Here is a 22,232-nt window from a genome sequence, read left to right as displayed (position 1 = left end):
CACGCCCTGATATAGTTGGTATGATGGCGCGGAGAACCAACCACGTGGCCGATCCGATGTCCAAGATCAAGCCCATCGAGATCAAGCGTTTCGCCCGATCGGCCCTCGGCTGGCCGGCGCGCATCCTGTTTCCGCCGGTCTGCGCCGGCTGCCGCCGGCATGTCTCGCAGCCCGGCGTGCTTTGCGGCGCCTGCTGGCCGAAGCTCAGACTGCTGGAACGGCCATGGTGCCCGGTGATGGGCACGCCGTTCACCCACCATATGGGCGAAGGCTTTCTGTCGGCCGAGGCAATTGCCGATCCGCCGCCCTTCGAGCGCGCGCGGGCGGCGGTGGCCTATTCCGGCGTCGCCCGCCAGATGGTGCAAGGGCTGAAATACCAGGACCGCACTGATCTCGCGCCATGGATGGCGCGCTGGATGGTGCGCGCGGGTGCTGATCTCATCGCCGAGGCGGAGGTGGTGGTGCCGGTGCCGCTGCACTGGCGGCGCTTTTTCAGGCGGCGGTTCAACCAATCGGCGGAACTGGCGAGGGCGGTCTCGGCGCTCAGTGAATTGCCCTTCGCTCCCTCGGCGGTGCGGCGCGTAAAACTCACCCGCCAGCAGGTTGGGCTGGAGCGGCAGGAACGCGAGGAGAATGTGCGGGCGGCCTTCCGGGTGCCCGCCGAGGCGGAAATCGAGATTGCCGGCCGCAGGGTGCTCTTGATCGACGACGTCTACACCACCGGCGCCACCGTGCGTTCCGCCACGAAGGCATTGAAAAGGGGAGGTGCGGCCGCCGTCGACGTGCTGACCTTTGCCCGTGTGTTGCCGGGGGACTTTCGGGCGGACGAGTCCGCGACTATATAAGTCGGTAACGAACAGCGGAAATTCGTCATGGCCGATGTCACCATCTACACCCGCATGATGTGCGGCTATTGCACGGCAGCCAAGCGGCTGCTCGAGCGCAAGGGCGTCGCCTTTACCGAGCACGATGCCTCCTTCTCGCCGGAACTGCGCCAGGAGATGATCTCCCGCGCCCACGGCCGCTCGACCTTTCCGCAGATTTTCATCGGCGATACGCATGTCGGCGGCTGCGACGACCTCCACGAGCTGGAGGCCGAAGGCCGGCTGGACAAACTGCTCGCCAACGGCGCGACTATTTGAGGATATGACGATGGGTGTTTTCAAGGCGGCTGCGATCCAGATGCGTTCAGGCGAGAGCCCCGAGCGCAACGCGGTCGATCTCGAACGGCTGGTGCGTGAAGCCGCAAGCCTGGGCGCGATCTATATACAGACGCCGGAAATGACCGGCGCGCTGATCCGCGACAAGCAAGCGCGCGCCGCCTCCTTCACCTCGGAGGACAAGGACATCGTCGTTTCGACCGCGCGCAAGCTGGCCAAGGAGCTCGGCGTCTTCCTGCATATAGGCTCGACCGCCATCCTGCGTGCGGACGGCAAGCTCGCCAACCGAGCACTGCTGTTCGGCCCGGACGGCGCCACGCTCGCCACCTACGACAAGATCCACATGTTCGACGTCGATCTCGACAATGGCGAGTCGTGGCGTGAATCCGCCGCCTATGAACCGGGCACCGAGGCCGTCGTCACCGACCTCGACGGCGCGAAACTGGGTTTCGCGGTCTGCTACGATTTGCGGTTCCCGCAATTGTTCCGCGCCGAGGCACTGGCCGGCGCAGATCTGCTTTCGGTGCCGGCTGCCTTCACCCGCCAGACGGGCGAGGCGCACTGGCACGTGCTGCTCAGGGCCCGCGCCATCGAGAACGGCGCCTATGTCGTCGCTGCCGCGCAAGGCGGCTTGCATGAAGATGGCCGCGAGACCTACGGTCATTCGCTGATCGTCGATCCGTGGGGCCGTATCATCGCCGAAGCCGCGCATGACGAGCCGGCGGTGATCGTCGCCGAGATCGACCCGACGCAGTCGCTTGCCGCGCGCAAGAAGATTCCCAACCTCAAAAATGCGCGGGATTTCGCCGTCAATGCCGGCTTGGGCGAGGCGCCGCGGCTCAGGGGTGCAGCCTCTTGATCCGTTTTGCCCTCATCTGCGAGCACGAGCACGAATTCGAAGGCTGGTTTCGTAGCAATGACGATTTCGACACCCAGAAGAAGCGCGGCTTTGTCGACTGCCCGACCTGTGGCTCGCACAAGGTGCAGAAAGCGCTGATGGCGCCGGCGGTTTCCACGGCGCGCAAGCAGGAAACGATAGCGCTCGCCATGGGCGAGGCGCAGAAGCAGGCTTTGGCGCAGCTGAAGGCGATGGCCGAGAAGGTGCGCGAGAATGCCGACTATGTCGGCGACAAGTTCGCCGAGGAAGCGCGAAAAATCCATTTCGGTGAAAGCGACGCGCGCGGCATCTATGGTGAAGCGACGCTGGACGAGGCCAAGAGCCTGGCCGAGGACGGCGTCGAGTTCATGCCGATTCCGGTGTTTCCGGACGACCGCAACTGAGAAGTCAACTCACGCTGCCGATCAATTTCTCAAGCAGACGGGACAGCGTTTCCCGTTCCGCCTGTGTAAGGCCCGCGAGAACCTCGTGCTCATTGGCAACGTGGGCAGTGATCGCCTCGTCGATCAAAGCGAGACCCTTTTCAGTCAACCGCACGACAATGCCGCGCCGATCGTTGGGGTGCGGCCCGCGCAGGATCAATCCGGACGTTTCGAGCCGGTCGAGCCTGTTGGTCATCGCACCCGATGTGACCATTGTCGCTTCATAGAGAGCGGTCGGCGTCAGCGCGTAAGGTGATCCCGAGCGCCGCAGTGTCGCCAGCACATCGAACTCTCCCGACTGCAATCCATAACGGGCAAACAACGGCGCCAGGCGCTCGCGGGCGATCAGCGAGGAGGCCTCGTTCAGCCGCCCGAGCACGGCCATCGGCGAGACATCCAGATCGGGCCGCTCCCGCTTCCATTGCTCAATCGCTCTTGCTGCCCTGTCCAATTGTCTCACCATCATATATCTTGACGTTAAGAATCTTTTCGTTATCTTATCGCAAGATGCAATGCTGGCCAAGGGCCGCGCGCGACAGGGTTCGATGATGAAACTTCTCTGGGATTCGGCGCTCGGCCTGCTGGTCGTCACCGGCGGCCTGCTCGGCCTGACACTGCCGTTCGGTAAGCTCGCCACGGCTGCCGGCGTTCCGGCCATGGTCTGGGCCTTGGTCATTTCGCTCGGCGCCGGCGGCGTCTTGCTGTGCGTGCTCTTGGCTCGCGGTCAGCGCGTCCGGCTCACCGCGCACAAATTGCGCTATTTCTTCGTCACCGCGGCGGTGTCCTATGCCGTCCCCAATCTGCTGATGTTCTCGGCCATCCCGCATCTGGGCGCCGGCTACACCGGCATCATGTTCACACTGTCGCCTGTCATCACACTGGTGTTCTCGATCCTGTTGCGTGTCCGGCGCCCCAACATTCTGGGGATTGTCGGCATCGCCGTCGGCTTTGTCGGCGCCGTCATGGTGGCGGTCACTCGCGGCGAGGCCGGCCAACCGGCCGATTTGTTCTGGGTGGTGATGGGGCTGCTCATTCCGGTCAGCCTGGCCGCCGGCAACATCTACCGCACGGTCGCCTGGCCGGAAGGCACCGGCCCGATCGAGCTTGCCGTAGGCAGCCATTTGGCGTCGGCGGCGATGCTGTTTGTCGGCATTCTCGCCCTGTTCGGCGTCAAGGCCTTCGCTCCCCTCGGTGGCGTGCCGCTGGTCGTCGTCGCGCAGGCTGCGTCGGCATCGGCGATGTTCGCCTTTTTCTTTAGGCTGCAGGCGGTTGGCGGTCCGGTCTATCTCAGCCAGATCGGCTATGTGGCGGCGGCCGTCGGCCTGTTTGCCGGCACCATCTTCCTCGGCGAGCACTATCAGCTGCTGACCTGGGCGGGCGCACTCATCATCATCGCCGGTGTGTTCATCACCACCATGGCGCAAAGTCAGCCCAGCAGGAAGGCACAAAGCCAGGCAGCGTGAGCGCGCTTGCGCCTCAGCCGGCGCCGGCTCTCTTCGCCACCGGGTGTCGGCCGAGCCGCCCAAGGTGATCTACTGGCGCGGCGGCTATCAGCCGCTCGATTCTGAACAGGATCAGACCGAGCCTTTTTCCGCCAGGACCATGTAGTTGACGTCCATGTCCTTCGACCGCGCCCAGCGGTCGGCAAGCGGATTGTAGGTGACTCCGGTGCGGTCGATGATGGTCAGGCCGGCGCCGCCAAGCGCCTTTTCGAGCTCTTCCGGGCGCACCAGCCTGCCGAACTGGTGGGTGCCCCGCGGCAGCCAGCGCAGCACATATTCGGCGCCGATGATGGCCAGCCCGAGCGCCTTCAGCGTGCGGTTGATCGTGGCCACGAACATGATGCCGCCGGGCCGGACCATCGCGCCGCATTTGGCGACGAACAGGTCGATGTCTGCGACATGCTCGACCACTTCCATGTTGAGGATGACGTCGAATTTTTCGCCAGCGTCGGCAAGGTCTTCGGCTGTCGTGGCGCGATAGTCGACGCTGACATTGCCCTCGGCAGCGTGGAGCTTGGCCACTTCGATGTTTGTTTCGGAGGCATCCGCTCCCACAACGTCGGCGCCAAGCCGCGCCATCGGCTCGCACAAAAGGCCGCCACCGCAGCCGATGTCGAGGATGCGCAGGCCCTCGAAAGGCCTTGCAGCGCGCGGATCGCGGCCGAAGCGCGTCGCTATCTGGTCGCGGATATAGGACAGCCGGACCGGATTGAATTTGTGCAGGGGGCGGAACTTGCCGTTCGGGTTCCACCATTCGGCGGCAAGGGCGGAAAAGCGTTCCACTTCTCCGGCATCGATCGTCGATCGTCGGGGCTCTGGCATCGGTTGGTCTCCTCGAGCGCTAGGAAGTCGGGCGTGGAGCCGCGAATGTCAAGGCAACAATTTTCCTCGGCCGGAAGGGAGCCGGATTCTGTCAGGGCATGTCAGCTGACAACGCCGCGGTGAAACACAATTGGCCTGGCCGGCCAAAGAGAGAGCATCGTTTTGAATTCGAGGAGGTGACGATGACAGCTATGGTGGCTTCGATCCTTTGGCGTCGGCTGGACGTGGAGGGTCACGATGCCTGCGTGCTTTGGCAGACCGATGGCGGGCATAGGCTCAAGGGGCAAGCCATCGTTATCCAGGACGGCAAGCCGTGCTGCCTTGCCTACGAGGTGGATTGCGATGCCGGCTGGCACACGCGAGCGGAGCGGATCGACGGCTTTCTCAGCAGCGCTAGTTGCGCTATGCGATCGAAGGAGTTCCGACGGCCTGTAGATGCTGAATGGTGAACCACAGCAGGACGTCGCCGGCCTTGTCGACGTCAATCTTGGTTTCACGCCGGCCGGAAAGCAATTCCTGATATTCGATTGCCTCGCGCGCGGCGGCGCGGTTGGCTCGCTGGCCTTCGACCAGCACGGCACGGCTGCCAACGATCAGCGCCAACACCACGAAGCCAATGACAAGCGGGAGCGATTGCCATCGCATGGCGCGTCGAAGACGAGCAATCATCTGTAATACCGGACCAAAAGGAATTCCTCACGGGCAGCATTTCGCAGGCGACGGCAGGGCGGTACGCGATATGCCGCCTTCTTGAAGCCTGCAATCCGCCGCCAGCCTTGCGAAACCTTCATCATTTGGCTAAGGAGGCCGCGCATTCAACGGCCGGCGTCAGCCGGCATTCCACTATTCGGGGTCCCCGCTGTTTTGGCTGGGATTCGGCTTCAGTCAAAGGCATTTCGCTTCCATGGCGCGCATCGTGATGAAATTCGGCGGGACCTCCGTCGCCGACATCGCCCGCATCCGCAATGTGGCGCGTCACGTCAAACGCGAGGTCGATGCCGGCCATGAGGTGGCGGTGGTCGTTTCGGCGATGGCCGGCAAGACCAATGAACTGGTTGGCTGGACACGCGAAGCCTCGCCGATGCACGACGCACGCGAATATGACGCGGTCGTCGCTTCCGGCGAACAGGTCACGGCCGGCCTTCTGGCGATCACCTTGCAGAACATGGGCGTGCATGCACGCTCCTGGCAGGGCTGGCAGATCCCGATCAAGACCGACAATGCGCATGGCGCGGCGCGCATCCTCGACATCGATGGCGCCTTCCTGATCAAGCGCTTCGGCGAGGGCCAGGTGGCGGTGATCGCCGGTTTCCAGGGCATCGGCCCGGACAATCGCATCGCCACGCTTGGCCGCGGCGGCTCCGACACCAGTGCGGTAGCCATCGCCGCGGCGGTCAAGGCCGATCGTTGCGACATCTACACCGACGTCGACGGGGTCTACACCACCGATCCGCGCATGGAGCCCAAGGCGCGGCGGCTGGCCAAGATCTCGTTCGAGGAAATGCTTGAAATGGCCTCGCTCGGCGCCAAGGTACTGCAGGTGCGTTCGGTCGAGCTTGCCATGGTGCACAGGGTGCGTACCTTCGTGCGGTCGTCCTTCGACGATCCCGACGCGCCCGGAATGGGGGATTTGCTCAATCCGCCCGGAACGCTCATTTGCGACGAGGAAGAGATCGTGGAACAGCAGGTCGTCACCGGAATTGCCTATGCCAAGGACGAGGCGCAGATTTCGCTGCGCCGGGTCGGCGACCGGCCGGGCGTTGCCGCCGGCATCTTCGGTCCGCTGGCCGAGGCCAACATCAATGTCGACATGATCGTCCAGAACATTTCCGAGGACGGCAAGTTCACCGACATGACCTTCACCGTGCCGTCGGGCGATGTCGACAAGGCGCTGGCCGTGCTCGAGCGCCTCAAGGCGTCGATCGGCTACGATGTCGTGCAGTCGGAAGCCGGCATGTCGAAGGTTTCGGTCATCGGCATCGGCATGAGGAGCCATGCCGGCGTCGCCGCCACCGCTTTCAAGGCGCTGGCCGACAAGTCGATCAATATCCGCGCCATCACGACCTCCGAGATCAAGATTTCGATCCTGATCGACGGTCCGTACACCGAACTTGCGGTTCGTACTTTGCATTCCGTCTACGGTCTGGATAAGCAGTAGCGAGAACGATTTGAGTTGTTGCGTGTGCGCCGGTCGCAGTGGAAACTGCGGCGGGCAGGATGCCCATTGGAGAAGAAGCCGCGATGCGTGATCAGGCCAGTGGCCCGCGCGTTTTGCTGAAACGGCTCCGCGAGCTCATGCAGGAGCCGCTGGAGCCGCAGGAGCGGCTTGACCGGATCGTGCGCGACATCGCCTCCAACATGGTCGCCGAAGTGTGCTCGCTCTATGTGCTGCGCGCCGATTCGGTGCTCGAACTCTACGCCACCGAAGGTCTGAACCCGAACGCCGTCCACCTGGCGCAGTTGCGGCTGGGGCAAGGCCTGGTCGGCACCATCGCGGCCAGTGCACGTCCGCTCAACCTTTCCAACGCCCAGGAACATCCGGCTTTCGCCTATCTGCCGGAGACCGGGGAAGAGATCTACAACTCCTTCCTCGGCGTGCCGGTGCTGCGGGCAGGGCGCACGCTGGGCGTGCTTGTTGTGCAGAACAAGACCATGCGCCACTACCGCGACGACGAGGTCGAGGCGCTGGAAACCACGGCGATGGTGATCGCCGAGATGATCGCCACCGGCGATCTGGCGCGGCTGACCAGGCCCGGCCTCGAACTCGATTTGCGCCGTCCGGTCAGCTTCACCGGCCTGTCCTTCAATGACGGCGTCGGGCTTGGCCATGTCGTGCTGCACGAGCCTCGCATCGTCGTCACCAATCTGTTCAACGAGGACAGCGAGGAAGAAGTCCGCCGGCTTGAGACCTCGCTCGGCTCGCTCAGGCTCTCGATCGACGACATGCTCGAACGCCGCGACGTCGCCTTCGAGGGCGAGCATCGCCAGGTTCTGGAAGCCTATCGCATGTTCGCCAACGACCGCGGCTGGGTGCGCCGGCTGGAAGAGGCGATCCGCAACGGCCTGACGGCGGAAGCAGCCGTGGAAAAGGTGCAGAGCGACATGCGCGCCCGCATGCTGCACATGACCGATCCCTATCTGCGTGAGCGGATGAGCGATTTCGACGATCTCGCCAACCGGCTGCTGCGCCAGTTGATGGGGCGCGGGCCGGAGGATATTGCCGCATCGCTGCCGAAAGACGCCATCATCGTCGCCCGCTCCATGGGCGCCGCCGAGCTGCTCGACTATCCCAGGGACAAGATGCGCGGGCTGGTGCTCGAGGATGGTGCGGCGACCAGCCATGTCGTCATCGTCGCGCGCGCCATGGGCATCCCCGTCGCTGGCCAGATGAAGGGGGCCGTTTCCATGGCGGAAAACGGCGACGCCATCATCGTCGACGGCGAAGAGGGCGTGATCCATTTGCGGCCGCAGCCCGATCTCGAAGCCGCCTATGCCGAAAAGGTGCGTTTCCGGGCGCGCCGGCAAGAGGTCTATCGCGAACTGCGCAAGAAACCGTCGATGACCAGGGACGGTGTCCAGGTCGACCTGTTGATGAATGCCGGCCTTGCCGTCGACCTGCCGCAACTGGCCGAAGCGGGCGCGGCCGGCATCGGCCTGTTCCGCACCGAACTGCAATTCATGGTCGCCTCGACATTTCCCCGTGCCGAGGCCCAGGAAAAGCTCTACCGTGACGTGCTCGAGGCGGCGCGCGGCAAGCCGGTCACCTTCCGCACAATCGATATTGGCGGGGACAAGGTGCTGCCCTATTTCAAGGGCGCGATCCAGGAAGAGAACCCGGCGCTCGGCTGGCGGGCGATTCGCCTGACGCTTGACCGGCCTGGGTTGCTGCGCACCCAGATCCGCGCCTTGCTCAAAGCCAGTGGCGGGCGCGAGCTCAAGCTGATGCTGCCGATGGTGACCGAACTTGGCGAGATCGCCCAGGCGCGCGAGATCATCGATCGCGAAGTGCGGCATCTGTCGCGCTTCGCCCATCATTTGCCGACCAGCCTGAAGCTGGGGGCGATGCTTGAAGTGCCATCGCTACTGTTCCAGCTCGATGAATTGATGAAGGCGGTCGACTTTGTCTCGGTCGGTTCGAACGATCTGTTCCAGTTCGTCATGGCCGTCGACCGCGGCAACACGCAACTGGCCAACCGGTTCGACACGCTGTCGGCGCCGTTCCTGCGCGTCCTGAAGCAGATCGCCGATGCCGGCGTCCGCAATCACACGCCGGTGACCCTGTGCGGCGAGCTCGCCGGCAAGCCGATCTCGGCGATGGCGCTGATCGGCCTCGGCTTCCGCTCGATCTCGATGTCGCCGGCCTCGATCGGCCCGGTCAAGGCGATGCTGACGGAACTGCCGCTGGATGAGTTGGAGGCGTTCTTCGACGACAATCTGATGGCGCCGGCGCAGGGCTTGCCGATGCGGGCGCTGCTGCAGGCTTTTGCCGACGACCGTTCGATTCCATTGTAGCAGCCTCATCATGGTCAACCTGCCCCGCGATCGTATGGATCAAGTCGTCAAGCGTTTCGAGATGCTCGAAGCGCAGATGTCGGCTGGCCCGGCGGCTGATGCCTATGTGCGCATGGCGTCCGAATATGCCGAAATCCAGGACATGGTGGCCAAGGTCAGGGCACTGCGCCTGGCCGAGCATGAGCAGGCCGACCTCGAAGCCATGCTTGCCGACAAGGGTACCGATGCCGAGATGCGGGCGCTCGCCGAGGCCGATCTGCCGGAGGTCGAGGAACGCATCGAGGCGCTGCAGAAGGACATCCAGATCCTGCTGCTGCCCAAGGATGCCGCCGACGACAAGAACGCCATTCTTGAAATCCGCGCTGGCACCGGCGGCGATGAGGCGGCGCTTTTTGCCGGCGACCTGTTTCGCATGTATGAGCGCTACGCCGCCGGACGCGGCTGGCGTTTCGAGACGGCCTCAGCCAGCGATGGCGATGCTGGCGGCTACAAGGAAATCATCGCCACGGTGTCGGGCAAGGGCGTCTTTGCGCATCTGAAATTCGAATCGGGCGTGCACCGCGTGCAGCGCGTGCCGGCGACCGAGGCGAGCGGGCGCATCCACACGTCGGCGGCAACCGTCGCGGTGCTGCCCGAAGCCGAAGAGGTCGACATCGACATCAGGCCCGAAGACATCCGCATCGACACGATGCGCGCCTCGGGTTCGGGCGGCCAGCACGTCAACACGACGGATTCCGCTGTCCGCATCACCCATTTGCCGACCGGCATCATGGTGGTGCAGGCAGAGAAATCGCAGCATCAGAACCGCGCCAAGGCGATGCAGATCCTGCGTGCCCGGCTCTATGACCTCGAGCGCGGCAAGGCGGACGAGGAGCGCTCCGAATCGCGCAAGTCACAGGTCGGTTCCGGTGACCGCTCGGAACGCATCCGCACCTATAATTTCCCGCAAGGCCGTGTCACCGACCACCGCATCAACCTGACGCTCTACAAACTCGACCGGGTGATGATGGGCGAACTCGACGAGATCATCAACGCGCTGATCGCCGATCACCAGTCGAAGCTGCTCGCCGACATCGGCATCGATGGCTGATCAACTGCCCAAAGCGCTGGGGCAGTTGCTGCGGGAAGCGCAGGCTCGGCTTGCCGCCGCCGCGGTCGATGATCCGGCGCTCGATGCGAGGCTGATCGTCGAGCATTTTTCCGGCACGACGCGCACACAAGCCATCGCGGACCCCGAACGCAAAGTCGACGCTGGTCTTGTTGCCGAAATCGATGCCGCCTTGCGACGCCGCGCCGGCGGCGAGCCGGTGCACCGTATCCTCGGCTATCGTGAATTCTACGGTTTGCGCCTGTCGCTGTCGCCGGAAACGCTGGAGCCGCGGCCGGATACCGAAACGCTGGTCGAGGCGATGCTGCCTTTTGTCAGGGCCGTGGCAGTCCAGGAAGGCGAATGCCGCATCCTCGATCTTGGCACCGGCACCGGCGCCATTGCACTGACGCTGCTCAGCGCCGTGCCGACAGCTAAGGCCACCGGCGTTGATCTGTCCGCGGGCGCGTTGGCGACGGCGGCCCGCAATGCCGGGCAACTGGGCCTTGCAGGCCGGTTCACGGCGCTTCAGTCGGACTGGTTCGAAAAAGTTTTCGGCCGGTACCATGTAATTGTCGCAAACCCTCCCTATATACCTTCCGAAGACATTGGAAATCTGCAGGACGAAGTCCGCAATTTCGACCCGTGCTTGGCCTTGGATGGCGGCGCGGACGGTCTGAACCCCTACAGGATCATCGCCGCGGAGGCGGCGAGGTTTTTGGAAACTGAAGGCAGGATTGCGGTCGAGATCGGCCACACGCAGCACAATGAGGTCCGCGAGATATTCGCTGCGGCCGGCTATGTTCCGAGGGGCGCTTTTCGTGACCTCGGCGGAAACGACAGGGTTATTGTCTTTGAAGCGATAAAGCCTTGACGCAGTGCAAAAAAGCGCTTGGCAATGCCGGGGAATACGGCTAGGGTCGCCTTAACCGGATGAGACGAAGCAGGCAGTGCTCTCAGCGATTCGGTTTTCCTTGGAAATAGCTGCCTTCTTGCGCAAACGATGCCCAAGCTTCGTGCGGGAATCGTCCGGCAAGTGATGTAACCGGAACAGGATGGCACGTGGCGCCAACGCAATCGATGCGGGCGAACGCCGGTGAAGAGACGAAACGGCTGGCTGCATGAGCGCCTCCGTTCGTGAAGAGTTTTACGAAAATTTCAAAATGAAGAGAGTTTGATGAGGCCACAACAGCAGAACAGGCGCATGCGCGGTCGCAACAACAGTGGCGGCGGCGGTGGTAACAATAACAATAATAACAACAACAATCGCAAGGGACCAAACCCCCTGACGCGTAACTACGAGAGCAATGGCCCGGACGTGAAGATCCGCGGTTCGGCTCAGCAGATCGCCGAAAAATACGCCACCCTTGCCCGTGATGCGCACAGCTCCGGCGATCGGGTCATGGCGGAGAACTATCTCCAGCACGCCGAGCATTACAATCGCATCATCGCGGCCGCGCAGGCGCAGATGCCGATCCAGAACGCGCAACAGAATCGCGATGATTTCGACGATGACGGCGACGAGGATCGCGACGATTTCGACAATGCTGGCAACAACAGCAGCACTGTTTCCGACGCCCATGTGCCGGTGATCAACCATGGCGCCGGCCCGCAGCCGGTCATCGAAGGCGTGCCGGCCGAGGTTGCGCTCAACCGGGAAGGTGGCCGCGACAATCGCGACAACGCCGGGCGCGACAACGCCGGGCGCGACAATAGCGGGCGCAACAATGGTGGCCGCGACAACAATGGCGCACGCCATCGCGATCGTCGCCCCAATGCCGGTTACGGCCAGAACGGCCAGCGCGACTTCGGTTCGTCCGCCGAGCAAGGTGGTCAACCCCAGAGCAACGAGACCCCGATCCAGGGCGAAGCCGCATCGCCGCCCGAGTCCGTTGCCGCGGTCGAGCCGGCTCCGTTGTTCGAGATCCTGTCGCCGGCAGGTCTTGCCGCCCAGGCCGAGCTCAACGAGGCGGCTGCCGAAAGCGGTGCTGCCCGTCGCCCGCGCCGCCCGCGCCGTCCGCGCGTCAATGCCGATCAGGTTGACGGCAGCGGCGATAATGCCGAGGCCGGTGAGGCTGCTGCGTCCCCGGTCGACAGCGGCAATGCTAAACCGGTCGTTGTCGATATCGACAACTGATAGAACGACACTTCAAGACGTTGAGCGGCGGGGAGAAATCTCCGCCGTTTTTATTTTGCGCTGCGATGGAATATTATGCTTTGACCGACATCAAGGCGTCTTGAGACAGCATGGCCTATGCACCATATCTCGGCTGAACAGGATCCGGCTCGAATGGGCGGATTCGTCACCGCAATCTGATCTGGTGCCGCAAAGCGGGCCGGTGATGGAAGGAGACAGATATGAACCTTGAGAAATACTCCGAGCGCGTGCGCGGCTTTATCCAGTCCGCGCAGACCATGGCGCTCTCCCGCAACCACCAGCAGTTCACCCCCGAACACATCTTGAAAGTGCTCGTCGACGACGACGAGGGCCTGGCCGCTTCGCTGATCGAACGCGCCGGCGGCAACGTCCGTGACGTCAAGCTTGGCGTCGAAACGGCGCTCGAGGCGATGCCCAAGGTCGAGGGCGGCAATGGCCAGCTCTACCTGGCGCAGCCGCTGGCAAAAGTGTTTTCGACCGCCGAGGAACTGGCCAAAAAAGCCGGCGATAGCTTTGTCACGGTCGAGAGGCTCTTGCAGGCGCTCGCCATGGAAAAGTCGGCCAAGACCGCCGACATCCTGGCCAAGGGCGGCGTCACAGCGCAGGCGCTCAACCAGGTCATCAATGACCTCCGCAAGGGCCGCACCGCCGATTCGGCGAGCGCCGAACAGGGCTATGACGCGTTGAAGAAATACGCGCGTGACCTGACTGCGGATGCCCGTGCCGGCAAACTCGATCCGGTCATCGGTCGGGACGACGAGATCCGTCGCACAATCCAGGTGCTGTCGCGCCGCACCAAGAACAATCCGGTGCTGATCGGCGAGCCAGGTGTCGGCAAGACGGCGATCGCCGAAGGCCTGGCGCTGCGCATCGTCAATGGCGACGTGCCGGAATCGTTGAAGGACAAGCAATTGATGGCGCTCGACATGGGCGCGCTGATTGCCGGCGCCAAATACCGCGGCGAGTTCGAGGAGCGGCTGAAGGCCGTGCTTTCGGAAGTCACCTCTGCCGCTGGCGGGATCATCCTCTTCATCGACGAGATGCACACGCTGGTTGGCGCCGGCAAGGCCGAGGGTGCCATGGATGCGTCTAACCTCCTGAAGCCGGCGCTGGCACGCGGCGAACTGCACTGCGTCGGCGCCACCACGCTCGATGAATATCGCAAGCATGTCGAGAAAGATGCAGCCCTTGCCCGCCGCTTCCAGCCGGTGTTCGTCGACGAGCCGACGGTGGAAGACACCGTTTCGATCCTGCGCGGCCTGAAGGAAAAATACGAGCAGCACCACAAGGTGCGTATCTCGGATTCGGCGCTGGTGGCGGCGGCGACGCTGTCCAATCGCTACATCGCCGACCGCTTCCTGCCGGACAAGGCGATCGACCTTGTCGACGAAGCCGCATCGCGGCTGCGCATGCAGGTCGATTCCAAGCCCGAAGCGCTGGACGAGATCGATCGCCGCATCATGCAGCTCAAGATCGAGCGCGAGGCGCTGAAGGTCGAGACTGACGATGCCTCGAAGGACCGGCTCGCCCGCCTGGAAAAGGAGCTCGTCGGCCTCGAGGAGGAATCGACCGAGATCACCGCCAAGTGGCAGGCCGAGAAGCAGAAGCTCGGGTTGGCCGCCGATCTCAAGAAGCAGCTTGACGAGGCGCGCAACGACCTCGCCATTGCCCAGCGCAAGGGTGAATTTCAGCGCGCCGGCGAGCTTGCCTATGGCAAGATCCCGGAACTGGAAAAGAAGCTGAAAGAGGCCGAGGCCCAGGACGGCAAAGTCGGCATGGTCGAAGAGGTGGTCACTCCAGACCACGTCGCCCATATCGTCTCGCGCTGGACCGGCATTCCGGTCGACAAGATGCTGCAGGGCGAGCGCGACAAGCTGCTGCGCATGGAAGACGAGATCGGCAAGCGCGTCGTCGGCCAGGGCGAGGCGGTGCAAGCCGTTTCCAAAGCGGTGCGGCGCGCCCGCGCGGGCCTGCAGGACCCGAACAGGCCGATCGGCTCGTTCATGTTCCTCGGACCGACGGGCGTCGGCAAGACCGAACTGACCAAGGCGCTGGCGAGCTTCCTGTTCGACGACGAGAGCGCGATGGTGCGCATCGACATGTCGGAGTTCATGGAAAAGCACTCGGTCGCCCGGCTGATCGGCGCGCCTCCCGGCTATGTCGGCTATGAGGAAGGCGGCGCGTTGACCGAGGCTGTGCGGCGCAGGCCCTATCAGGTCGTGCTGTTCGATGAGATCGAAAAGGCGCATCCCGATGTGTTCAACGTGCTGTTGCAGGTGCTCGATGACGGCCGCCTGACAGACGGTCAGGGCCGCACCGTCGACTTCCGCAACACGCTGATCATCATGACGTCGAACCTGGGCGCCGAATATCTCGTCAATCTCGGCGAGGATCAGGATGTCGACCAGGTTCGCGACGAGGTGATGAATGTCGTCAAGGCGTCGTTCCGGCCGGAGTTCCTCAACCGCGTCGACGAGGTGATCCTGTTCCACCGGCTGCGCCGGCAGGATATGGGCCGCATCGTCGAGATCCAGCTCAAGCGGCTGGAGAGCCTGCTTGTCGACCGCAAGATCACGCTGTCGCTGGATCAGGAGGCGGTCGACTGGCTGGCGGCCAAGGGCTACGATCCGGCCTATGGCGCGCGGCCGCTGAAGCGGGTGATGCAGAAGGAATTGCAGGATCCGCTGGCAGAGAAGATCCTGCTCGGCGACATCCTCGACGGCTCGACCGTCAAGGTCACCGCCGGCTCCGACCGGCTCAACTTCCGCTCGAAGCCGACGATCGTCGCGGCGGAAGCGGCAGCCTGATCCAAAGCCGCGCGTCCAACTGGACGCGCGACTTTTTCATACAAACGTGGGGCGCGGATGACGCTGGACGACTACAACAGCTTCTGCGCCTCGCTGCCCTCGACGAGCCACGTCGTCCAATGGGGCGGCGCTCATGTCTGGAAGGTCGGAGCCAAGGTCTTCGCGATCGGCGGCTGGGACCAGGGCCAGCAGCTCTTCGTCACCTTCAAATGCTCTGATATCGCCTATGATGTGCTCAAGGAGCAGCCGGGCCTGCGGCCCGCGCCCTACCTTGCCTCGCGCGGCATGACGTGGATCCAGCGTCGGACAAGCCAGAGCATGGATGATGCTGCGCTGAAGGACTATCTGCGCGAGAGCCATCGCCTTGTCGCCCTGAAGTTGACTAGGCAGGCGCGCAAGGAATTGGGACTTGCCGCAAGCTAGCTAATATTCCTCGAGGCGCCGGAAAAGCGCCATCTTCATGCCCGGTTCATGTTGGAACCATATGGTGGGTAACTGGTTTGCTGGCGATGGGGTTCGCCTTGCAGGGACACTGCCGGGCGGCGGCAATTACGGACCGGAGAGTTTGGCTACCATGTTCCGCACGATCTTGACCCTTTCGGCCCTTGCAGCCGGGATGCCCTTTTCAGGCGCGCTCGCCACGCCGACACAGGACAGCGCACCGCCGATTGTCCGTGCCGCCAATGATGGCGGCATCCTGCTCGCCCAGGACGGCAATCTGGACATCTACTACGACGCCAGGGGCAATCGCGTCATCGTCGACGCCGATACCGGCAAGGTCATCGCCATCCAGCCGCCGCAGACCCGGCTCGACCGTCGCGCGTTGCGTCGAGAGACACGTCTGCGCGAGTTGGGCCGCGCCCCCGACGGCAACGATCGCTACTATCTCGACGATCCGGAAGACATGGCGCGGTTCCGCCGCAAGCAGTTGGAAGAGGAAGGCCGGGTTATCCCGCCGCCGGCGGACGAATACGATCCCTATGGGGACAATTCCGTGGAAGCCTATCCGCCTGCACCGCAGGACGATGGCAGCTACGACAACAATTATCCAGACGCGCCGCAGCCGGCAAAGCCGGGTACGATCAAGCGCCAGCCGCTGAACGAGGCTTCGATAGACCCTGCCCAACCGGAATCCGAAGAGGCCGCGCCAGCCGATCAGGCGGCGCTGCCGCCGAAGGCTGGCGACAAGACCACTGTTGCCCCGGCGCTTTCGCTGGGAGCGCGCCAGGATGTCGCCGCACTTCAGGTGCTGCTCGACCGCGGCGGCGCTTCGCCTGGCGTCATCGACGGGCGTTTCGGTTCGAATGTCGACAAGGCACTCGCCGCCTACAACCAGATCACCGGCAGTAATCTGCGATCGACCGATGCGGTCGGCATCCAGGAGGCACTTGCGCAATCCGGCGGCGATGCCTTCGCCAACTACACCATCACGCCGGAAGATGCGGCCGGTCCCTATGTCGCCTCGATCCCTGAAGACTACAGCCAGAAGGCGCAACTCGATCGCATGGGCTACACGTCGGTGACCGAGGCGCTGGCGGAGCGCTTCCACATGGACGAGAATTACCTCAAGGCGCTCAACCCGGACGTCAACTTCAATCGCCCCGGCACGATCATCAAGGTTGCCAATTTCGGCAGGCTGGTCTCGACGCCGGTTGCCCGCATCGTCGCCGACAAGGACGAGAAAGAGGCTTTCGCCTATGATGCCGGCGGTAAGCTGGTGGCAGCCTATCCCGCCACCATCGGTTCGTCGGATACGCCGTCGCCGTCCGGCACGCACGCGGTGTCGCGCGTCGCGCTCGATCCGAACTACACCTACAACCCAAGCATCAATTTCAAGCAGGGCCAGAACGACAAGGTCTTGACCATTCCGCCGGGCCCGAACGGCCCCGTCGGATCGGTCTGGATCGCCCTGGACAAGCCGACCTACGGCATCCACGGCACCCCGGACCCATCGAAGATCGGCAAGACCGAAAGCCATGGCTGCGTGCGCCTGACCAACTGGGATGCGCGGGAACTAGCCAAACTGGTTTCGCCGGGTGTGACGGTGGAGTTTGTCGGGGGACCTTCAGCCGATGACCTTGCGCAGCAGTGAACTCCGAAGTGCGGCGGCATAGACCAACTGCACGACCAGGATGAAGCCGATGCTCAGCAAGGGACTGATGAGTGAGAGTGCGGCGCCGAGCGCCCACAGGATCTGCGCCTTGACGATGCGCAGATAGACCGTGCGTTTGGTATCCGCGTCGACATCCTCTGCCAGGAAGCCGTTTTTCTCCGCATAGCGCCAGCTGGCGAACAGCGTGACGCCGAGCATCAGCAGATTGAGCCAGTAGACCAGCACCGCGGTTCTGAACTCGAGGAAGTCGGCCAGCAGGTCGGTCGAGAACGGCAGCAGGGCGATAAAGGCGAGAAAGCTGAGGTTCAGCGTGGCAAGCCGTCTGTCGGACTTGGCGATCAGACCATGCTGCGCCTGCTGGCCGAACCAGAAGATGGTCAGCGTCAGGAAGCTCAAGGCATAAGTCAGGAAGCGCGGCGCCAGTGCAGCGATCGCGGCGAGCAGCTCGCGTTCGGAATGGATCGCCTCGTGCGCCGACACCCTGATTTCGAGAACGATCAGAGTGAGCGCGATGGCGAATACGCCGTCGGTGATGCCGACGATACGGCCGCGTCCCTCCGCCGATGCTTCAAGTGGCCGCTTCATCGATGTCTCCCCGCCTGCACCTTTCCGGAAAACCTAGCACGGCCGCCGCGGTTTGCATTCGGATAGGGTGCGACCCTGGTCAACTGGCTGGTTTCAAGGACAGCAAGCCACTGGCCGGTTGTTGCCGGTGTGCTGGAGGTCTAAGCAAGGTTCCATGCATTCACCCACTGAAGGTGCCGCCGTCCCGCTGACCAGCCCGGTCACGAATGGAACGTTCTGTCCGCAATCGCAGCGGCGATTTGTGTTGATCGCGGCAATTCTGGCCTCGGCGCTCGGCTTCATCGACGGTTCGATCCTGGCCATCGCCACGCCGGCGATCCGCGTCAACCTCGGCGCCAGCCTGGCCGAGGCACAGTGGATTTCCAATGCCTATGCGTTGACGCTCTCGGCGCTGATCCTCGCTGGCGGCGCTGCCGGCGATCGATTCGGCCTGCGCCGCGCCTTCGTGGCAGGCATTGCGCTGTTCATTGTCGCTTCGCTTGCCTGTGCGCTGGCGCCGAATGCGGTGGTGCTGATCGCATTTCGTGCCGTCCAGGGCATTGGTGCGGCAATCATGGTGCCCGGCAGTCTCGCCATCATCGCCAAGGCCTACCCGAAAAAGGAACGCGGCCGCGCCATCGGCATCTGGGCGGCGGCTTCGGCGCTGACCACAGCACTTGGTCCGGTGCTCGGCGGCTTCGTGCTGTCGGCTTTTGGCGACGGCATCTGGCGGGCGATCTTTGCCATCAACCTGCCGCTCGGCCTGATCTCGATCTCTCTTCTGCTGGCCAAGGTTCCAGCCGACGCGCCGACGGAGAAACGCAGCCTGGATCTCGGCGGTGCCGCGCTCGCGACATTGGCTTTCGGCGCGCTCGCCTATGGGCTGACCTCGATGAGCGCCAGCGGCGAGGGCCACATGGCCGGGCCGAGCATTGCCGCCGGCGTCGTATTGCTGGCGGTCTTCATCGTCTTCGAGTTTCGGCAGCGTGAGCCGATGATCGACCTCAGCCTGTTTCGCGTCGGCGCTTTCGCCGGCGCCAATGTCGCGACGTTCTTCCTTTATTTCGCGCTGTCGGCCAATCTTTTCTATCTGCCGATGCTGCTGATCGCCGGCTGGGGACTGAGCACGGCCGAGGTCGGCTTCATCTTCCTGCCGCTGTCGGGGTCGATCGCACTTTTGTCTGGACCGGTCGGCCAGTTGTCGGATCGGATCGGCCCGCGTTTTCCGATTGCCTGCGGCAGCCTCGTCGTGGCTTTCGCCTTTGCCGGACTTGCCTTGCTCACCCGTGCCGGCATCCACAATTTCTGGACAGGAACATTCCCGCTGATGGCGCTGATGGGGCTCGGCATGGCGCTGGTGGTGTCGCCATTGTCGGCGGCGATCATGACGGCGGTGGAAGACAAGGATACGGGTGCGGCTTCCGGCATCAACAATGCCGTCTCGCGCATTGGTGGTCTGATCGCGGTGGCGGCGATGGGTTCGCTCGCCGCCTGGGTCTACGCGAATGCACTGGATGGCAATGCAACGCCCGGCGTTCCAGGTTTTGGCGAGCCTGCGACGGTTGGACTTGCGCCCACCGTCGATGCGGCAAGGCTCGCCGCCAGCGACGCTGCGTTTGCCGCCGTCTCTTCGGTGACCACGCTGCTTTGCCTGCTTGCGGCTGTTATCGCCTGGATGACCATTTCCGGTGAGCGGCTGCCATGGTCGCGGCGCGTCGAGAATCCGCAGGGCTAAAAAGCCGACCGATCAACCGTCTATCTTGGCGCTCGCAACTTTCAGCGAATCGCTGTCTTCCTGCTTCAGCAGTTCGTCGATCCGCTCGCGTTCACGCTTGAAGGCGACGAGGTCATCGCCCTTGAGCACCTTGCCGACCGGCAAGCGGACCCGCATCGGATCGACCTTGGTGCCGTTGACGATCAGCTCGTAGTGAAGATGCGGACCAGTGGCGAGGCCGGTCTGGCCGAGAAAGCCGATGGTCTGGCCCTGGCGCACGTGCACTCCCGGTTCGATGCCTTTGGCAAAAGCGCTCTGGTGATTGTAGGACGTCTCATAGCCATTGGCATGACGGATGATGATCTGTTTGCCATAGCCGCCGGCCCAGCCAACCTTCTCGACAGTGCCGTTGCCGGCGGCGATGATCGGCGTGCCGATCGGCGCGGACCAGTCGACGCCGGTGTGCATGCGGACATAGCCGAGGATCGGATGCTTGCGTGCGCCGAAACCGGAGCGGAATTTCCCGGCGGGCAGGGGATTGCGCAACAGGAACTGCTCGGCGCTCGAGCCGTCCTCGTCGAAATAGTCGGTGCCGCCGTCCTGCATCTGAAAGCGGTAGAAATTGCGCGTCTGGCCGCCGAACGTCGCCGAGACGTAGAGAAGCTCGGAACTGTCCGAGGTCTGGTCGTCGCCATCGGGCTGCGAGAACAGGACTTCGATGCGATCGGCGGGGTTGAGGCGGGACTGGAAGTCGACGTCGGACGCCAGCAGCTTGATCAGCCGCTTCGTCATCGCCTTGGACATGCCGTAGGAATAGGCGGCGCGATAGATGCCGTCATAGACATTGGGCAGGTTGCCGCGCACCACCACCGGCGCCGACGAATCATCGAAGGCCGTCAGCAATTCGGGGTTTGGATCCGGCTCCTGCGCGGGCACATACTGGCCGCGATCGTCGAGCGCGATGGTGACGATGTGCTGGGTCCGGTCGTAGACACTGGTGCGCACGACCTTGGCGGTATCGCCGTGAACCTCGAGGCCGACACGCAGCACGGTTCCGGCCTTGAGCGCCGTCGCGTTCAACAGCTTGGCGATGGCTTCGGCCATGCCGGTAGCGTCTTCACCCGTGTAGCCCGAATCAGCAAAAGCCTCGGTGACGTCGAGATCCTTGGTGAAGGGAATGATTTCCTCGGCGAAAGCCGGCGCCTGGTCATCGGCGGTGGCGCGCGGCGCCACCGAGACGTTCTCCGGCACGATCTTGACGTCGTAGGAGCCTGCCATGCTCTCGGCAAAGGCTTCGCCGAATCGCTGCGGGTCGACATAGTGAAGTGAAGCGACCTGCACGGCGCCGTCGCTGAGGTCGGTGCCGGCTTCGCGCACCACCTTTTCCACCTCATCGGCGGACAGGTCGCTCTTTTCGTCGAAGGAAGCCGTCTCGATCGGGAAATCGACGGTCTTCAGGCTCATCTCGCTTTCGACCTTGGCGCCATAGATCTGGCCGGAAGCGGCAGAGGCTGTCGCCGGCTGAGCACTGTCGTCGCCATCGTCGCCGAACACCTGCATCGGATCGAAGGGCGGGTAGGCGCGGCTGGTGGTGTGGCCGGCGGCCAGCGCCATCTTGATCTGCACGAAAGGCATGGTGTGGATGACGTCGCGGTCGCCGACCTTGGTGACCATCGACACTTCCATGCGCCGGCGGTCCTTGGCCTTGGCGATCTGGCGCGGCACCACCAGCCTGGTCGTCTTGGCGACTTCGCCGGAATCGCCGTTGCCGGCAAGACTGATCAACTCGGCGATCTCGGGTGGGGTGGCCAGCTGCTGGCGACCGTCAAGAGCGGCGAACAACGCCACGCCCATCAACACGCTCGAGGTCACGCCGGTGAGAAAGGTTCCCGACAGCCAGCGTGCGGAAACCTCGCGCCGGTCGGGCGGGCCGCTGCGGCCGTCCGCGATAAGCGGCGGCTCGTTGCCGAGTTCGGCTATGACATCTTCCGTGTCTGGCATCCAGAAAGGCTGCTTCTTCCCCGGGCGGAACGGCTTGTCGCTTTTGTTGTGGCCGTGACATTTGCCTGTCATGGCAGGTGAAGTCAACGAAGCGCCAGGTTTCGACCGAATTCCCCTCGCGCACTTTTCTTATGGAGCGCTCTACTAGGAGGGGCGGTTCACCTTCTCTGCAAGGCTCATCGCGCACTCCTATAACGCTCCTGAAAGAGGCACTGCGCCGCCGGCGCTGCGCCCGCTTTCGTTGGCTTGGTGTCGAACGGCAATGCGGCGGCAATAGGGCTCCTTCGTGGCCGTCCAGCCCGTGTTGTCGGAGTTCCCTTGGGGCAGTCGGCTGTCAACAGACCGAGTCCGAAATTTCTGTCGCAAAAAGTTCAAAAACATCGCTGATCGGTGTTGACAGTTCTCGTTGGTGGCGACTATATACGCCTCACCAACGAGGGCGGCTCGCCGCTGGCGACGAAGAAGTTTGCTT

Annotated in this window: 20 protein-coding genes; 15 read left to right on the top strand and 5 right to left on the bottom strand. The window is 63.5% G+C overall.

The annotated features are described in order from the left end of the window. Window positions 1–44 precede the first annotated feature (44 nt). The 4 genes from ASD12_RS07460 to ASD12_RS07445 are packed head-to-tail and all read left to right on the top strand — an operon-like array spanning window position 45 to window position 2,441. The gene (locus ASD12_RS07460; protein WP_056583468.1) at window positions 45–845 is read left to right on the top strand and encodes a ComF family protein; all 801 of its coding nucleotides are present in this window, start codon (window positions 45–47) and stop codon (window positions 843–845) included. Window positions 846–872: 27 nt separating this feature from the next. Then, on the top strand, window positions 873–1,142 hold the full coding sequence (gene grxC / locus ASD12_RS07455; RefSeq protein WP_056583465.1) for a glutaredoxin 3: 270 nt from the start codon (window positions 873–875) through the stop codon (window positions 1,140–1,142). A gap of 10 nt (window positions 1,143–1,152) precedes the next feature. Further along, window positions 1,153–2,019, top strand: a complete 867-nt coding sequence (locus ASD12_RS07450) for a carbon-nitrogen hydrolase family protein (protein WP_082525299.1) — start codon at window positions 1,153–1,155, stop codon at window positions 2,017–2,019. Then, window positions 2,016–2,441, top strand: coding sequence for a DUF1178 family protein (locus ASD12_RS07445; protein WP_056583459.1), 426 nt, complete (start codon window positions 2,016–2,018; stop codon window positions 2,439–2,441). Before ASD12_RS07450 ends, ASD12_RS07445 begins: the two co-directional genes overlap by 4 nt. A gap of 4 nt (window positions 2,442–2,445) precedes the next feature. Here the strand turns inward: ASD12_RS07445 and ASD12_RS07440 are convergent, their stop codons facing one another. Beyond that, window positions 2,446–2,931: a MarR family transcriptional regulator gene (locus tag ASD12_RS07440; protein ID WP_056583877.1), complete on the bottom strand. Its 486-nt coding sequence runs from the start codon at window positions 2,929–2,931 to the stop codon at window positions 2,446–2,448. Between the two features lie 97 nt (window positions 2,932–3,028). Between ASD12_RS07440 and ASD12_RS07435 the strand changes: the two genes are divergently transcribed. After that, window positions 3,029–3,943, top strand: coding sequence for a DMT family transporter (locus tag ASD12_RS07435; RefSeq protein ID WP_056583874.1), 915 nt, complete (start codon window positions 3,029–3,031; stop codon window positions 3,941–3,943). A gap of 111 nt (window positions 3,944–4,054) precedes the next feature. Here the strand turns inward: ASD12_RS07435 and ubiG are convergent, their stop codons facing one another. Beyond that, the gene (ubiG, locus tag ASD12_RS07430; protein WP_056583457.1) at window positions 4,055–4,804 is read right to left on the bottom strand and encodes a bifunctional 2-polyprenyl-6-hydroxyphenol methylase/3-demethylubiquinol 3-O-methyltransferase UbiG; all 750 of its coding nucleotides are present in this window, start codon (window positions 4,802–4,804) and stop codon (window positions 4,055–4,057) included. A 98-nt stretch (window positions 4,805–4,902) separates the two neighbouring features. On the opposite strand from ubiG, the gene ASD12_RS35190 reads away from it, so the two are divergent. Further along, the gene (locus ASD12_RS35190; RefSeq protein WP_348271709.1) at window positions 4,903–5,253 is read left to right on the top strand and encodes a putative glycolipid-binding domain-containing protein; all 351 of its coding nucleotides are present in this window, start codon (window positions 4,903–4,905) and stop codon (window positions 5,251–5,253) included. On the opposite strand, the gene ASD12_RS35185 is transcribed toward ASD12_RS35190, so the two are convergent. Further along, the gene (locus ASD12_RS35185; protein WP_244482776.1) at window positions 5,207–5,407 is read right to left on the bottom strand and encodes a hypothetical protein; all 201 of its coding nucleotides are present in this window, start codon (window positions 5,405–5,407) and stop codon (window positions 5,207–5,209) included. The two genes, ASD12_RS35190 and ASD12_RS35185, sit on opposite strands and share 47 nt — an antisense overlap. Window positions 5,408–5,708: 301 nt before the next feature. On the opposite strand from ASD12_RS35185, the gene ASD12_RS07420 reads away from it, so the two are divergent. The 8 genes from ASD12_RS07420 to ASD12_RS07385 all read left to right on the top strand — a co-directional run bounded on the left by ASD12_RS07420 (window position 5,709) and on the right by ASD12_RS07385 (window position 17,460). Beyond that, window positions 5,709–6,962, top strand: coding sequence for an aspartate kinase (locus ASD12_RS07420; RefSeq protein WP_056583454.1), 1,254 nt, complete (start codon window positions 5,709–5,711; stop codon window positions 6,960–6,962). Window positions 6,963–7,045: 83 nt separating this feature from the next. Continuing rightward, window positions 7,046–9,316: a phosphoenolpyruvate--protein phosphotransferase gene (gene ptsP / locus ASD12_RS07415; RefSeq protein WP_056583452.1), complete on the top strand. Its 2,271-nt coding sequence runs from the start codon at window positions 7,046–7,048 to the stop codon at window positions 9,314–9,316. A 10-nt stretch (window positions 9,317–9,326) separates the two neighbouring features. Further along, window positions 9,327–10,406 (top strand): peptide chain release factor 1, encoded by a 1,080-nt coding sequence (gene prfA, locus ASD12_RS07410; protein WP_056583449.1) that lies wholly within the window; start codon window positions 9,327–9,329, stop codon window positions 10,404–10,406. After that, on the top strand, window positions 10,399–11,277 hold the full coding sequence (prmC, locus tag ASD12_RS07405) for a peptide chain release factor N(5)-glutamine methyltransferase (RefSeq protein WP_056583447.1): 879 nt from the start codon (window positions 10,399–10,401) through the stop codon (window positions 11,275–11,277). The genes prfA and prmC overlap by 8 nt, the downstream gene beginning before the upstream one ends. Window positions 11,278–11,580: 303 nt before the next feature. Beyond that, a complete protein-coding gene (locus ASD12_RS07400) occupies window positions 11,581–12,540 on the top strand; it encodes a DUF4167 domain-containing protein (RefSeq protein WP_056583444.1) in 960 nt (319 codons plus the stop codon). 221 nt (window positions 12,541–12,761) lie between these two features. After that, window positions 12,762–15,368, top strand: a complete 2,607-nt coding sequence (clpB, locus tag ASD12_RS07395) for an ATP-dependent chaperone ClpB (protein WP_056583442.1) — start codon at window positions 12,762–12,764, stop codon at window positions 15,366–15,368. A gap of 57 nt (window positions 15,369–15,425) precedes the next feature. Then, on the top strand, window positions 15,426–15,791 hold the full coding sequence (locus tag ASD12_RS07390; RefSeq protein ID WP_056583439.1) for an MmcQ/YjbR family DNA-binding protein: 366 nt from the start codon (window positions 15,426–15,428) through the stop codon (window positions 15,789–15,791). 151 nt (window positions 15,792–15,942) lie between these two features. Further along, window positions 15,943–17,460 carry a L,D-transpeptidase family protein gene (locus tag ASD12_RS07385; protein WP_056583436.1) on the top strand — a complete coding sequence of 506 codons (1,518 nt, stop codon included), beginning with the start codon at window positions 15,943–15,945 and terminating at the stop codon, window positions 17,458–17,460. Here ASD12_RS07385 and ASD12_RS07380 read toward each other — a convergent pair. Beyond that, window positions 17,434–18,066: a TMEM175 family protein gene (locus ASD12_RS07380; protein ID WP_056583426.1), complete on the bottom strand. Its 633-nt coding sequence runs from the start codon at window positions 18,064–18,066 to the stop codon at window positions 17,434–17,436. The genes ASD12_RS07385 and ASD12_RS07380 overlap by 27 nt on opposite strands. A gap of 154 nt (window positions 18,067–18,220) precedes the next feature. Here ASD12_RS07380 and ASD12_RS07375 point away from each other — a divergent pair, with 154 nt between their 5' ends. Continuing rightward, entirely contained in the window at window positions 18,221–19,780 is a 1,560-nt protein-coding gene (locus ASD12_RS07375; protein ID WP_056583424.1) for an MFS transporter, read from the top strand. Window positions 19,781–19,792: 12 nt separating this feature from the next. Here the strand turns inward: ASD12_RS07375 and ASD12_RS07370 are convergent, their stop codons facing one another. Next, window positions 19,793–21,760, bottom strand: coding sequence for a M23 family metallopeptidase (locus tag ASD12_RS07370; protein WP_056583870.1), 1,968 nt, complete (start codon window positions 21,758–21,760; stop codon window positions 19,793–19,795). Between the last annotated feature and the right edge of the window lie 472 nt (window positions 21,761–22,232).

Origin of the sequence: Mesorhizobium sp. Root102, assembly GCF_001425625.1 — a bacterium.
Classification (GTDB): Bacteria; Pseudomonadota; Alphaproteobacteria; order Rhizobiales; family Rhizobiaceae; genus Mesorhizobium.
The sequence above is the reverse complement of the archived record's forward strand: the minus strand, read 5'-3'. Positions and strand labels throughout refer to the sequence as shown.

What these genes read in the sequence shown, in the direction of transcription:
- grxC (WP_056583465.1), top strand. Translation starts at nt 873, where the DNA reads ATGGCCGATGTCACCATCTACACCCGCATGATGTGCGGCTATTGCACG.
- ASD12_RS07450 (WP_082525299.1), top strand. Translation starts at nt 1,153, where the DNA reads ATGGGTGTTTTCAAGGCGGCTGCGATCCAGATGCGTTCAGGCGAGAGC.
- ASD12_RS07435 (WP_056583874.1), top strand. Translation starts at nt 3,029, where the DNA reads ATGAAACTTCTCTGGGATTCGGCGCTCGGCCTGCTGGTCGTCACCGGC.
- ubiG (WP_056583457.1), bottom strand. Translation starts at nt 4,804, where the DNA reads ATGCCAGAGCCCCGACGATCGACGATCGATGCCGGAGAAGTGGAACGC.
- ASD12_RS35190 (WP_348271709.1), top strand. Translation starts at nt 4,903, where the DNA reads ATGTCAGCTGACAACGCCGCGGTGAAACACAATTGGCCTGGCCGGCCA.
- ASD12_RS07420 (WP_056583454.1), top strand. Translation starts at nt 5,709, where the DNA reads ATGGCGCGCATCGTGATGAAATTCGGCGGGACCTCCGTCGCCGACATC.
- ptsP (WP_056583452.1), top strand. Translation starts at nt 7,046, where the DNA reads ATGCGTGATCAGGCCAGTGGCCCGCGCGTTTTGCTGAAACGGCTCCGC.
- prfA (WP_056583449.1), top strand. Translation starts at nt 9,327, where the DNA reads ATGGTCAACCTGCCCCGCGATCGTATGGATCAAGTCGTCAAGCGTTTC.
- prmC (WP_056583447.1), top strand. Translation starts at nt 10,399, where the DNA reads ATGGCTGATCAACTGCCCAAAGCGCTGGGGCAGTTGCTGCGGGAAGCG.
- ASD12_RS07400 (WP_056583444.1), top strand. Translation starts at nt 11,581, where the DNA reads ATGAGGCCACAACAGCAGAACAGGCGCATGCGCGGTCGCAACAACAGT.
- clpB (WP_056583442.1), top strand. Translation starts at nt 12,762, where the DNA reads ATGAACCTTGAGAAATACTCCGAGCGCGTGCGCGGCTTTATCCAGTCC.
- ASD12_RS07390 (WP_056583439.1), top strand. Translation starts at nt 15,426, where the DNA reads ATGACGCTGGACGACTACAACAGCTTCTGCGCCTCGCTGCCCTCGACG.
- ASD12_RS07385 (WP_056583436.1), top strand. Translation starts at nt 15,943, where the DNA reads ATGTTCCGCACGATCTTGACCCTTTCGGCCCTTGCAGCCGGGATGCCC.
- ASD12_RS07380 (WP_056583426.1), bottom strand. Translation starts at nt 18,066, where the DNA reads ATGAAGCGGCCACTTGAAGCATCGGCGGAGGGACGCGGCCGTATCGTC.
- ASD12_RS07375 (WP_056583424.1), top strand. Translation starts at nt 18,221, where the DNA reads ATGCATTCACCCACTGAAGGTGCCGCCGTCCCGCTGACCAGCCCGGTC.
- ASD12_RS07370 (WP_056583870.1), bottom strand. Translation starts at nt 21,760, where the DNA reads ATGCCAGACACGGAAGATGTCATAGCCGAACTCGGCAACGAGCCGCCG.